The organism is Isoptericola dokdonensis DS-3 (assembly GCF_001636295.1).
GTDB lineage: Bacteria > Actinomycetota > Actinomycetes > Actinomycetales > Cellulomonadaceae > Isoptericola > Isoptericola dokdonensis.
This window is the reverse complement of record NZ_CP014209.1, coordinates 1,930,552-1,943,334: the sequence shown is the minus strand read 5'-3', so window position 1 is coordinate 1,943,334 and position 12,783 is coordinate 1,930,552. Positions and strand designations below refer to the sequence as shown.

The window sequence follows — 12,783 nt, the reverse complement described above, 5'->3', positions numbered from 1 at the left end:
GACGGCTCCCGGGATCCTCGACGGGCGCCCCGCAGGTGCCCGTCGAGGATCCCGGGTGCGCTGACTCGCGCCGGTGTGCGCTGACTCGCGCCGGTCAGTGCCCGTCGTCGGCGACGAGGAGCACGTGCAGGGTGCGGGGCCCGTGGACGCCCTCGACCCGGTCGAGCTCGATGTCGCTGGTGGCGCTGGGCCCGGAGATCCAGGTCTGGGGGCGCTCGGGATGCGCGGCGAGCAGGCGGACCGCCTCCGGCAGGGTCTGGACGACCTGGTCGGTCCGCACGACGCACACGTGGACGTCGGGCACCAGGCTGAGTGCGCGCCGGCCCTGGTCGGGTTCGCCGTCCAGGACGATGGTGCCCGTCTCGGAGCAGGCCACCCGGGCGGCGGTGAGCACGGCCCCGACGCGGTCGAGCTCACCGGCGGTCAGCGGGTCGGGGGAGTCGCGGTGCACGACGACGTCGTCGGCGACGGCGGCGAGCCAGGCGTCGTCGAGGCCGGGGGGCACGACGACGGACCCGACGTCGGCGAGGACGTTCGCGAGGGCGACGGGCAGGTCGGCGCCGTCGACCTGGGTCACGTGCGCCCGGTAGTCGACGAGGCGGTCGACGAGCTGGTCGACGACGGCTGCCGAGCCGGGCCGGTGCTCGCCCGTGCTCCGGTAGGCGCGGGGCACCTCCACGGGGGGCGGCGGAGTCCCGACGTGCCCGGCGGGCGTCGTGCCCACGCCCGGCTGCCCGAGGGCGGCCCGCACCCTGTTCAGGACGGCATCGCGCGCGTTCATCGCCCCTCCTCCTGGTCGTCGTCCACGGCAGCCCGGCTCGGGCCGGCCGGTGGTCCTCCGTCGTCCGCCGCGGCGGCCTCGTGCTCGGCCCACCACTGGCGGAAGGTCTGGCGCGGGGGTGCGGGCAGGTCGCGCGACCGCGTCCACGCGGACGCGGGCGGCGGGGCGTGCGAGACGACGCCGTCGCGTCCGCCGAGGGCGTGCCCGAGCGTGGCGGCACGTCCGGCCACGGCGAACCGGTCGCCGTCGGACATCACCCAGGACGCCGCCTTCATGGCCGCCCGCCACGGGTCGACCTTCGTCCGGCCGCGGTCGGCGTCGACCTCGCGGGCGCGCAGGTCGACGAGGATCGAGGGGATGTCGATCTTCACGGGGCAGACGTCGTAGCAGGCGCCGCACAGCGTGGAGGCGTAGGGCAGCGACGCGTTGACGTCGTCCGACCCGGACATCCCGCCGCTCGCCGCGGTGAGCTGCGGGGTGAGGATCGCCCCGATGGGGCCGGGGTAGACCGACCCGTAGGCGTGCCCGCCGACGCGTTCGTAGACGGGGCACACGTTGAGGCAGGCGGAGCACCGGATGCAGTGCAGCGCGGAGCGTCCCACGGTGTCGGCGAGCACGTCGGTGCGGCCGTTGTCGAGGAGCACGAGGTGGAACTCCTGCGGCCCGTCGCCGGGCGTGACGCCCGTCCACAGGGACGTGTAGGGGTTCATGCGCTCGCCGGTGGAGGAGCGCGGCAGGAGCTGGAGGAACACCTCCAGGTCGGCGTACGTGGGGATGAGCTTCTCGATGCCCATCACCGTCACGAGGGTCTCGGGCAGCGTGAGGCACATGCGGCCGTTGCCCTCGGACTCCACGACGGCGAGGGTGCCGGTGTCCGCGACGCCGAAGTTCGCGCCGCTGACGGCCACCTTGGCGGACAGGAACTTGCGGCGCAGGTGCGTGCGGGCGGCCATGGCGAGCTCGCGCGGGACGTCCGACAGGTCGGCGGGGGCGTCACCCATCCGGGCGAGGAAGATGTCGCGGATCTCGGCGCGGTTGCGGTGGATGGCCGGGACGAGGATGTGCGAGGGCATGTCGTCGGCGAGCTGCACGATCAGCTCGGCGAGGTCGGTCTCGATCGCGGCGACGCCCTCCGCGGCGAGGTGCTCGTTGAGGCCGATCTCCTGGGTGGCCATCGACTTGACCTTGACGACCTCGTCGGCCCCCTTGGCCCGGACGATCTCGGTGACGATCCGGTTCGCCTCGGCGGCGTCCCGCGCCCAGTGCACGACGCCGCCGCGGGCGGTCACGTTGGCCTCGAGCTGTTCCAGCAGGGCGGGCAGGTCGGCCATGACCTGCTCCTTGACCGCGGAACCGGCGTCTCGCAGGGCCTCCCAGTCGGGCAGCTCGTCGACGACGGCGGCGCGCTTGGTCCGGATGGTGCGGGTCGCGTGGCCGAGGTTGCGGCGCAGCTGCTCGTCACGGAGCGTCTGCTTCGCGGCGGCGGGGAACGCGGGGCCCCACCGCAGCGGCTCGGCGGGGTGCGGGACGGGACCGAACGGCTCGTCCGGTGCGCCGGTGGCGGGCGCGCCGGTGCGGCGACGCAGGGTCGGCAGGCCGAGGAACGTGCTCATCGGGCCGCCACCTCCGCCCGGGTGAACGTGCCGGCGGGCAGCGGGGTGGGTGCCTCGCGCGTGGACGCGAGGATCTCGGCGAGGTGCAGCACCCGCACCCCGGACCGCTGGCGGGAGAGCCCGCCGCCGACGTGCAGGAGGCACGACATGTCGCCGGCCGTGAGGACGGTCGCCCCGGTGGCCCGGACGGAGCGGGTCTTGTCGGCGAGCATCGCCGCCGAGGTGTCGGCGTTCTTCAGGGCGAACGTGCCGCCGAACCCGCAGCAGCCCTCCGCGTCGGGCAGGTCGACCAGCTCGAGGTCCGCCACGGCGCGCAGCAGCCGTTCGGGACGGTCCCCGACGCGCAGCATCCGCAGCGAGTGGCACGTCGGGTGGTAGGTGACGCGGTGCGGGAACCACGCGCCGACGTCGGTGACGCCGAGGACGTCGACGAGCAGCTCGCTCAGCTCGTAGGTGCGCGCCGCGACGGCCCGGGCGGTCGCGGCGAGGTCGGCCCGTCCCGCCCGGGTGCACACCATCTCCTGCTGGTGGCGCACGGAGCCGGTGCACGACCCGGACGGCACGACGACGGCGTCCCACTCGCCGTCGGCGACGGGCGCGAACGTCTCGACGTGGTTCGCGACGACGGGCAGCGCCTCGTCGAGGTAGCCGGTGTTGACGTGCATCTGCCCGCAGCAGGCCTGGCCGCCGGGGAAGACGACGTCGTGGCCGAGGCGTTCGAGCAGTCGCACGGTGGCGCGAGGGGCGCCGGGGAAGAGGGTGTCGGCGATGCAGGTCGCGGCGAGGGCGATGCGCACGGCGGCTCCTTCGTCGGTGTGCCGGGGGGATCGGGCTGTGGTCGGACCACTGTAGGGCATGTCGCGTCCGTGGTCTGACCATTCTCGCCCGGATCGCTAGGATCGTCTCGTGCGCACCCACGAACGCGTCCTCGCCCAGATCGAGGCGGACCTCGCCGCCGGCCGCTGGGGTCTCGGCGAGCGCCTCCCCGGCGAGCGGGCGCTCGCCGAGGAGCTCGGCGTCTCCCGCCCGTCCGTGCGCGAGGCGCTCCGCATCCTCGAGGCCCTCGGCATCATCCGCGCCGGCGTCGGGTCGGGCCCGGACGCCGGCGCCGTCGTCGTCGACCGCCCGGCCGCCGGGCTCGGTGCCGCCGTGCGCTGGCACGTCGCCTCGGGTGCGCTGCCCGTCGCCGACGTCGTCGCCACCCGCGCCGCGCTGGAGACCTGGTCGGTGCGCGACGCCGCGGACCGGGTCGCCGCGAGCGGGGCCGCCGAGGGTGCCCCCGGTGACGGGCGGCCCGAGGAGCTGACGGCGCGGCTCGCGAGCGCGACGGACCTGCTCGACCGGATGTCGGCACCCGAGGTGCCGGTCGAGGAGTTCATCCGCCTCGACCAGGAGTTCCACCTGGAGATCGTGCGGCTCGCCGGCAACCAGCTCGTCGAGGCGATCCTCATCGGGCTCCGCCACGCCGTGGCGTCCTACGTCACGCGGGGCGCCGGCGCGCTCCCGTCCTGGCCGTCGACCGCCGCGCGACTCTGCGCCGAGCACGGCGCGATCCTCGCCGCCGTGTCCGCGGGGGAGGCCGACGGCGCCGTCCGCGCCATGTCGGACCACATCTGGGGCTTCTACCGCGAGACCGGTCTCGCGGGCGGGTAGCACCCGCGAGTCAGCACTGCCTGGCGCGAGTCAGCGCAGATCCCCGCGAGTCAGCGCAGGGTCCGGCCCCCTGGACGGGGCGCCATGGAGACGGCAAGATAGCCGACGACGCCGGCTTGAATCCATTCAACCACCCTCACCGACGAGGGGCGTCGCCATGCTCAGCCCGACTCGACGACGAGACGACGAGGTCCCCGTGCACCGTTCACGACACGCCACCCCACCGCCCGTCCACCGCCGCACCCGCCCGCAGGCGCTGGTCGGCCTCGCCCTGGCGGCCGCCCTGACGGCCACGGCCGGGTTGGCGGTGCCCGCCGCTGCCGCGACGACCGACCTGCTCCTCGACTTCCAGTGCGCGGGCAACCCGTTGCCCGACGGCTGGACGGAGGTCGCCCCCGGCACCGGCTACACCGAGGCGCGGGGTTTCGGGCTGAGCCCGACGCTCGCGTCGAGCGCGTGCCGCAACCGGGGCGAGCTCAGCCGCGAGGATCGCGACTTCGTCCTCGCGACGACCAGCACGCGGTTCCTCGTGGACCTCCCGGACGGCGTGTACTCCCTGGCGCTGCACAGCGGCGACGGCATCGCGTCCAGCAACACCGGCATGGTCGCCAACGGGGTGACGCTCGACGCGGCGAGCCCGGGCTCGGGCAACGTCACGATGCGGGTGCTGGACGGCGTCCCGGTGACCGACGGTCGCCTGGAGGTGCGGTTCACCGGCAGCTCGATCCGGGTGAACGCGCTCGAGGTCTACGAGGCCGTCCCGGCGCCGTCCGGCCTGACGGCCACCGCGCACGTGACCCCCGACCCGACCGTCGACCTGTCCTGGACGGCCGCCGAGGGCGGGGAGGGCCACCGCGTCCAGCGGTCGGTCGGCGGCGGCCCGGCCGAACGGGTCGCCGACCTGCCCGCCGGCGCCACGTCGTGGACGGACACGGCAGTCGGGCTCGCCCACGACTACACCTACACGGTGACCGCCGTCGGGGCGTCCGGCCGGGAGTCGGTGCCCACCGAGCCGGTCGAGGTGACCACCGTGGACACCTCCGTCGCGCCGCCCTCCGCGCCGGCGGGCGTCGCCGTCGACACGTCGGACGGCGTGACCCTGGCCTGGGAGCCGGACGCCGCCGCCGTCGTCCACGAGATCTACCGCGGGCGCCTCGGCGGACCCGCCGAGCTGCTCGCCACCACGGCGGACGCCGGCTGGACCGACGGCACCGCCGAGCCGACGCGCGGCTACTCCTACCAGGTCGCCGCCGTGGGGCTCGGCGGTCGTTCGGAGCGTTCCGCACCGGTGGACGTGCCGGCGCGGGTCGAGCTCGCGCGCCAGGCCGAGCGGATCGGCCGCAACCCTGTCGCGGCGTCGTCACCCGACGGCGTCTACGTGGGCTGGGCGATGCTCGGCGACGACCCGGACGACGTCGCGTTCCACGTCTACCGGGACGGCGAGCGCCTGACCGACGAGCCGCTGACGGGGTCGACGAACCTCGTGGACCCGGACGGGGACGCGACGTCGACGTACCGCGTCTCGACCGTCGTCGACGGCACCGAGCGCTGGGCCACCGGCGAGCTCGGCGTCTGGGACGGCCAGACGCTCGACATCCCGCTGGACCGTCCCGCCGACGGCACCACGAAGGACGGGCAGCCGTACACGTACTCGGCGAACGACGCGTCGGTGGCGGACCTCGACGGCGACGGCGCGTACGAGTACGTCGTCAAGTGGTACCCGTCGAACGCGAAGGACAACTCCCTGTCCGGGTACACGGGCAGCACGTACCTCGACGCCTACGAGCTGGACGGCACGCGCCTGTGGCGCATCGACCTGGGCGTGAACATCCGCTCGGGCGCCCACTACACGCAGTTCCAGGTGTTCGACTACGACGGCGACGGACGGGCCGAGACGATCGTCAGGACGGCCGACGGGACGGTCGACGGCACCGGTGAGGTCATCGGTGACGCCGACGCCGACTTCCGCAACTCGTCGGGCTACGTGCTGTCGGGACCGGAGTACCTCACGGTGTTCGACGGCGTCACGGGCGCGGCGGTCGACACGGTGGACTACGTGCCGGCGCGCGGCAGCGTGGGCGCCTGGGGGGACTCGTACGGCAACCGCGTCGACCGGTTCCTCGCCGGGACGGCATACCTGGACGGCCAGACGCCGTCGGCGATCTTCTCCCGCGGCTACTACACGCGCAGCGTGGTCGCGGCGTTCGACTTCGACGGCGAGCACCTCACGCGGCGCTGGGTCTTCGACTCGGACGAGGCGGGCAGCGAGCACGCCGGTCAGGGCAACCACTCGCTGTCGGTGGCGGACGTCGACGGTGACCAGCGGGACGAGGTCGTGTTCGGGTCGATGACGCTCGACGACGACGGCACGGTCCTGCACAACACCCGGCTCGGGCACGGGGACGCGCAGCACGTCTCCGACTTCGACCCGTCGCGTCCGGGGCTGGAGGTGTTCTCCGTCCACGAGGAGATGGGCGCCTCCGGGAACCGGGGTGCGACGTTCCGGGACGCCGGCTCCGGCGAGGTGCTGTGGTCGATCCCGGCGACCTCCGACACGGGCCGTGGCGCGATGGGCGACATCGACCCGCGGCACCCCGGCGCCGAGGGCTGGGCCAACCCGACCGAGCGGCGCGTCGTCGCCGCGGACGGCGAGGTCCTCTCGACCACGATCCCGGCGGCGAACTTCCTCACCTGGTGGGACGGCGACCTGCTGCGCGAGATCGGCGACCACGACTTCGACCGCCCGGCCGACGTCGGCGTCCCCACCGTCGCGAAGTGGGACTGGGAGGAAGGGCGGTCCGTCGAGCTGTACCGCGCGGAGGGCACGTCCACCAGCAACTCCACCAAGGGGAACGTCGCCCTGCAGGCCGACCTGTTCGGCGACTGGCGCGAGGAGATCGTCGCCCGGACGCAGGACTCGTCGGCGCTGCGCATCTCGACCACGGTGATCCCCACCGAGCACCGGCTGCGCTCCCTCATGTCGGACTCCCAGTACCGCCTCGCCGTGGCCTGGCAGAACACCGGCTACAACCAGCCGCCCCACCCGTCGTACTTCCTCGGCGACGGCATGACGACGCCCGACGCGCCGCGCCCGGCGTACACGACGGACGCCGTCGCCGGGAACGTCGTGTGGTCCGAGGACGCCACGTACCGCGAGGGTGACGTCGTCGAGCACGACGGCGCCCTGTACTCCGCGCTGTGGCACACGGCGGGTGAGACGCCCGGGACGACGTCGTGGGGCGCGTGGGCCGAGACGGGCCCGGCCGCCGATCCGGCGCCCGCGTGCGACGCGGCCTGGTGGACGCCGTCCGCGGTGTTCACCGCGGGCGACCGCGCCGTCGCCGACGGCACCGTCTGGGAGGCCCGCTGGTGGACGCGCAACCAGCAGCCCGGTGCGAGCCCCTGGGGGCCGTGGCAGGAGGTCGGTAGCTGCTGATCCGAGCCGCCACCGCACCGGCCGTCCCGACCGGGTGACGAACGGCAGGCGAACGGCCGGTGCGCCGTGTTCTCCCGGCGGTCAGGCAGCGTCGTCCCAGCCGTCGCCCGACGTTCTCCCCGAGTCGGCCCGGTCGTCACCCCGCGCGGAGAGCGTGGGCGGGGCAGTGATCGCTGCCCGAGACGACCAACCGGACGGACGGTACTCGGATGCGTCCCAGTGGACGGAACACGGCACGTCGGAGCAGGCGCGCGGCTCTCGCCGCGGCCACGGCGCTGGCGGTGGGCATGACGGGAGCGGCACCCGCGCTCGCCGCACCCGCCGCCGGCGCCCCGCACCAGTGGCCGGACCGGTGGTGGGACGACGACGCCCCCGCCACCCGTGCGGCGGCACCCTCGCTCGCGCCGCGGGACGGTGCGCACCTGTCGGGCACGGTGCAGGTCCAGGCGGACCCGACGACCGCGGACGACAGCGTGACGGTGCTGCGGGTCGACGACGTGGTGCTCGACGCGGAGCCGGACCCCGGCACGTCGACGTTCGCGTTCGACGTCGGCTCGAACTCCGCCGACGCCGCCTTCGGCAACCACCTGCTCGTCAACGGCGATCACCGCATCGACCTCGGCACCACGGTCGTCGCGGAGCGCGTCGAGATCGCCGTGCCGAACGACGTGCTGCGGGCCGGGGCCAACACCGTCGAGATCGTCGCGGGCGGCGCCACGTCGTCGTGCGGCGTCAACCTGGACGACTTCGACGTCTCCGACCTCACCCTGACGACCCTCGACGGCGAGGCCGACGGCGCCACGAACGAGTTCGTGTACTCCCTGGGCGACGGTTCCTGCGGGACCAACCAGGGGCGTGTCGCCTCGGCGACCCTGACGTTCGACGTCGACGGCGCACCGTCCCGCACGACGGGCCTGCGGGCGGACGTCGACACGACGACGCTGGCGAACGGCCGGCACACGATCGTCGCGACGACCCGGGACGGGGGGCGGGTCGAGCACGAGGTCCGGGTGAACAACTCCCCGGTCGGCGCCCCTGCCGTCTTCCCGACCGACGGCACGCTGGCCTCCGGCACGCAGCCGGTGCACGCGGCGACCCCCGCGGGCGCGGACGGCGGCACCGCCTCCCTCACGGTCGACGGGGCGGTGCCCCCGGCCGTCACGACGCTCGGTGAGGGCGCCGCGACGCTGTCGTTCGACGTCGGATCCAACGCGATCGAGGCCCGGTACGGCAACCACCTGCTGGTCAACGGCGTCCGTGTCGACCTCGGCGGCGACCACGCCTCCGGGCGGGTCGACGTGCAGGTGCCGAACCGGCTCCTCCACCCGGGCGCCAACGAGATCGTGCTCGTCGCCGGCGACGTCACCTCGTCCTGCGGCGCCAACCTCGACGACTTCACGGTCTCCGACGTCGTGCTGACGCCGTCGGTCGGGTCCGCCACCGCCGACCTCGCGGCGTCGTACGCGATGGGCGACGGGAACTGCGGGTCGTCGGCCACCAGCCTCGCGGAGGCGCCGATGACGTTCACGCTCGACGCGCCCGCCGCCACGACGTACCGCACGGCCGGCAGCGGCACGGCCCGCCTGTCGTTCGCCGTCGGGTCGAACTCCCTGGAGGCGCGCTACCGCTCGTTCGTGCGCGTCAACGACCGCGTCGCGTACCTCTCGGAGGACTTCGTCTCCGAGAGGGCCGTCGTCGAGTTCCCGAACGAGTGGCTCCAGCCCGGATGGAACGCCATCACCCTGGTCGCGGGCACGTTCGTCACGAGCTGCGGTGACAACCGTGACGACTACGCGATCAGCGACGTCCGCCTCGAGACGGCGGAAGGGACCGCGACGGTGCCGGGCGGGGCCTCCTCGTGGTCGATCGGCGACGGCTCCTGCGGGTCGAGCGCGACCCCGCTGCGCCAGGTCGACCTCGGCGCCCTCGTGGAGACCGAGGCCCGCGGCCTGCGCGTCGACGTCGACACCACCGCGCTCGCGGACGGTGAGCACCAGGTCGTGGCGACCTCCACCTCCGGCGCTGAGGCGACCCGCACGCTCCTCACCGACAACTCCGGCCCGGTGGTGACCTCCAGCGTCCCGGCCGCCGGGGCCACGCTCCGGCGTGCCGTCCCCCTCGAGCTCACGGTCGACGACCCGGCCGGCCTCTCCGTGGGACCCGCCGCCACCCTCGACGGAGAGCCCGTCGAGGCGGGCGACCTCGTCGGGCCGGGCCTCGCGCCGGGCGAGCACACGCTCGTCGTGGAGGCGACCGACGGCGTCGGCAACCCTGCCCGGCGTGAGGTGACCTTCACCTCCGCGGGCATCCCCGACGACCCCGCCGCCCTCGCCCCGGCCTCCGGCAGCACCGACGTCGGCCGCACCGCCGAGCTGTCCGCGCAGGTCTCCGTGCCGGGCGGTGGTGAGGTCACCGCCGCCTTCGCCGAGACGCGGATCGCCACCCCCGAGCGGGCGTGGCAGGGCACCGCCGACGAGGTGCCCACCGAGCTGTCGCCCCGCGGCGAGCGTCGGGCGAGCACCCGGGGCCTCGACCCCGCCGACGGGCGGACGCTCGACTCGCCGTCGTCGCCGGACGTCACCTACCAGCGGTTCGAGGTCGAGGTGGGCCGTCGTGCCGCCGACCCCGTGCTGCGCTGGGCGGGCACCGTCGACCCCGACCGGCTGGCCACCCTGCACGCCTGGGACCACGACGCCGAGCGGTGGGACGTCGTCGCGACGGCCCGTGGCGCCGAGGACACCACCGTGCTCACGGGTGCCGTGGACGGCGACCACGTCCGGCGCGGCACCGTGCAGGTGATGGTCACGGGCGAGGACCCGATGGCGGACGACGTCGAGCACGAGGTCGCCGACGGGTTCGCCGACCCCGCCGACCACGACTTCTCGCTCGTGCACCTCACCGACACGCAGTACCTGTCGGAGGGTGCCGTGGAGCAGGAGACGGCCGCGGAGCGCGAGGTCTGGGCGTCGGCCTACCGGGACGTCGCGCAGTGGGTCGCCGACAACGCCGACGACCGCAAGATCGCCTACGTGGCGCACACCGGCGACATCATCGAGAACAACATCCGCTCCGCCACGTCACCGGCGGAGGTCGACCGGGCCCGCGCCGAGTTCGAGGTCTCCTCGCAGGTGCAGGAGATCATCGAGGCGTCCGGGGTCCCGAACGGCGTCGTCGCGGGCAACCACGACAACCAGACCGGGACGCAGGTCGGGGCCGGCTCGATGTACAACGAGTTCTACGGCCCAGCACGGTACGAGGCCCTGTCGCAGGGCTGGGAGTCCGCGTCCTACGGGGGTCCGTGGCGCGCGGGGGACAACGAGAACCACTACGACCTGTTCTCCGCCGGCGGGCTGGACTTCGTCGTCGTCGGCCTCTCCTACGGGGTGACCCGTGAGGAGACGGCGTGGGCGTCGTCCGTGTTCGAGCGGTACCCCGACCGCAACGGCATCCTGCTCACCCACGACTACCTGCAGCCCAGCACGGCGGTCGACGGCCGCGACGCCGCGCTGTCCCCGGTCGACGGCGTGACCCTGTACAACACGGTGGTCGCCGAGAACCCGAACGTGTTCCTCGTGCTCGGCGGGCACCGGCACGGTGTCGGCACCAACGTCAAGGACGCGGGGCACGGTTCCGGCGACGCCGTCGTGGAGATGCTCGCCGACTACCAGTTCTACACGGTGTCGGCCGACCGGCTGGGGCTCACCGAGGTCGGCGGCTACGCGCCCGGCGACCAGCTCCGGTTCGGGGCGAGCTTCTTCCGGATGCTGCAGTTCGACGTCGACGCGGGCCTGATGACGGTCGACACGTACTCGCCGCTGCTCGACGAGTTCGGCGCCACCGAGCACGACGACGAGCAGCGCTACGACGGCTCCGAGGACGACACGGTGGTTCCCGTCGACCTCACCAGCCGCACCACCACCGTCTCGACGGACTCCCTCGCCGCCTACGTGCCGCACCGCGAGATCGGGCAGCGGACCGTCGCCTCCGGAGACACCGCGACCGTCGGCTGGAAGGGGCTGCGCCGCGACACCGCGTACGCGTGGGTCGTCACGGCGACCTCCTCGCGCGGCGGCGTGACGACGTCCGCCCCGCAGGTGTTCGCCACCGCCGACGACCGGGGCCGCCCCGGTCGCTGGGACCGCGGCGACGACCTGTGGCGGTACTTCCAGGACTGACCCGACAGCACCGGCAGGCGGTGCGGGCGTGCCATGATCGGACCATGCTCACGCTGCCTGCCGGTGCCGCCGGCTCCAGGATCGTCGGTATCGGGCACCACCAGCCCGAGAAGATCCTCACGAACGACGACATCGCCCGCCTCGTCGAGACGAACGACGAGTGGATCCGTTCCCGGACGGGCATCGTGACCCGGCACGTCGCGGCCGACGACGTGACGGTGGCCGACATGGCGACCGCGGCGGCGCGGCACGCGCTCTCGGACGCCGGGATCGCCGGCGACGACGTCGACCTCGTCATCGTCGCGACGACGACGGCCGCCGACCGGTCGCCCAACACCGCCGGCCGGGTCGCCTACGCCCTGCGCACCGGCGTGCAGCCCGGCGCCAGCACGCCCGAGGGCGAGGACGAGCCCGACCTGCGTGACGTCGTCGGGCCGGGCGTCATCGACGTCAACACGGCGTGCTCCGGTTTCGCCTACTCCCTCGGCCTCGCCGACCAGGCGATCCGTGCCGGCTCCGCCCGCACCGCCGTCGTCATCGGGTCCGAGAAGCTCACCGCCGTCACCGACTGGACCGACCGCTCCACCTGCATCCTCACCGCCGACGGCGCCGGTGCGGTCGTGCTCCGGGCCGCCGACACCCCCGGCGTCGGGCCCGTCGTGTGGGGTTCCGAGCCGGAGATCACCCCCGCCGTGCGCATCGAGGCGCCTGCCGACCGGTTCGCGCAGGACGGCCGCGCCGTCTTCAAGTGGGCCATCACGCGTGCGGCCGAGCGCGCGCGCCGCGTCGTGGAGGCGTCGGGGCTCGCGCTCGACGACATCGAGGTGCTGGTCGCCCACCAGGCGAACCTGCGCATCATCGAGCCGCTCGCCAAGGGTCTCGGCCTGGAGGACAAGATCGTCGTCACCGACATCACCGAGTCGGGGAACACGTCCGCCGCGTCCATCCCGCTGGGGCTGTCGAAGTGGTGGCACGCGGGGGACGTCCCCGCCGGGGTTCCCGCCCTGCTCTTCGGCTTCGGTGGTGGCTTCACCTGGGCCGGTCAGGTCGTCATGACCCCCGCACGCTGACTCGCGCCGCCGAGCGCTGACTCGCGCCCACCGGTGGTCGCGAGTCAGCGCAGAT

General features: G+C 74.2%; 7 protein-coding genes. 4 read left to right on the top strand and 3 right to left on the bottom strand.

Annotation, left to right across the window (positions count from 1 at the left end):
- Window positions 1-94 precede the first annotated feature (94 nt).
- Genes I598_RS09020 through I598_RS09010 form a run of 3 tightly spaced genes read right to left on the bottom strand, consistent with a single transcriptional unit; the run spans window position 95 to window position 3,191 of the window.
- Window positions 95-781, bottom strand: a complete 687-nt coding sequence (locus I598_RS09020) for a LutC/YkgG family protein (RefSeq protein WP_068202673.1) — start codon at window positions 779-781, stop codon at window positions 95-97.
- The gene (locus I598_RS09015; protein ID WP_068202672.1) at window positions 778-2,394 is read right to left on the bottom strand and encodes a LutB/LldF family L-lactate oxidation iron-sulfur protein; all 1,617 of its coding nucleotides are present in this window, start codon (window positions 2,392-2,394) and stop codon (window positions 778-780) included. Before I598_RS09015 ends, I598_RS09020 begins: the two co-directional genes overlap by 4 nt.
- A complete protein-coding gene (locus I598_RS09010; RefSeq protein WP_068202671.1) occupies window positions 2,391-3,191 on the bottom strand; it encodes a (Fe-S)-binding protein in 801 nt (266 codons plus the stop codon). Before I598_RS09010 ends, I598_RS09015 begins: the two co-directional genes overlap by 4 nt.
- 109 nt (window positions 3,192-3,300) lie before the next feature.
- Between I598_RS09010 and I598_RS09005 the strand changes: the two genes are divergently transcribed.
- The 4 genes from I598_RS09005 (at window position 3,301) to I598_RS08990 (ending at window position 12,728) form a co-directional block, all read left to right on the top strand.
- Complete coding sequence (locus tag I598_RS09005; protein WP_068202670.1) at window positions 3,301-4,047, top strand: FadR/GntR family transcriptional regulator; 747 nt, start codon at window positions 3,301-3,303, stop codon at window positions 4,045-4,047.
- A 1,252-nt stretch (window positions 4,048-5,299) separates the two neighbouring features.
- Entirely contained in the window at window positions 5,300-7,483 is a 2,184-nt protein-coding gene (locus I598_RS09000; protein WP_472382567.1) for a rhamnogalacturonan lyase family protein, read from the top strand.
- A 287-nt stretch (window positions 7,484-7,770) separates the two neighbouring features.
- Window positions 7,771-11,658 carry a metallophosphoesterase gene (locus tag I598_RS08995; RefSeq protein ID WP_068202668.1) on the top strand — a complete coding sequence of 1,296 codons (3,888 nt, stop codon included), beginning with the start codon at window positions 7,771-7,773 and terminating at the stop codon, window positions 11,656-11,658.
- A 44-nt stretch (window positions 11,659-11,702) separates the two neighbouring features.
- Complete coding sequence (locus I598_RS08990; RefSeq protein ID WP_068202667.1) at window positions 11,703-12,728, top strand: beta-ketoacyl-ACP synthase III; 1,026 nt, start codon at window positions 11,703-11,705, stop codon at window positions 12,726-12,728.
- Window positions 12,729-12,783: the final 55 nt, after the last annotated feature.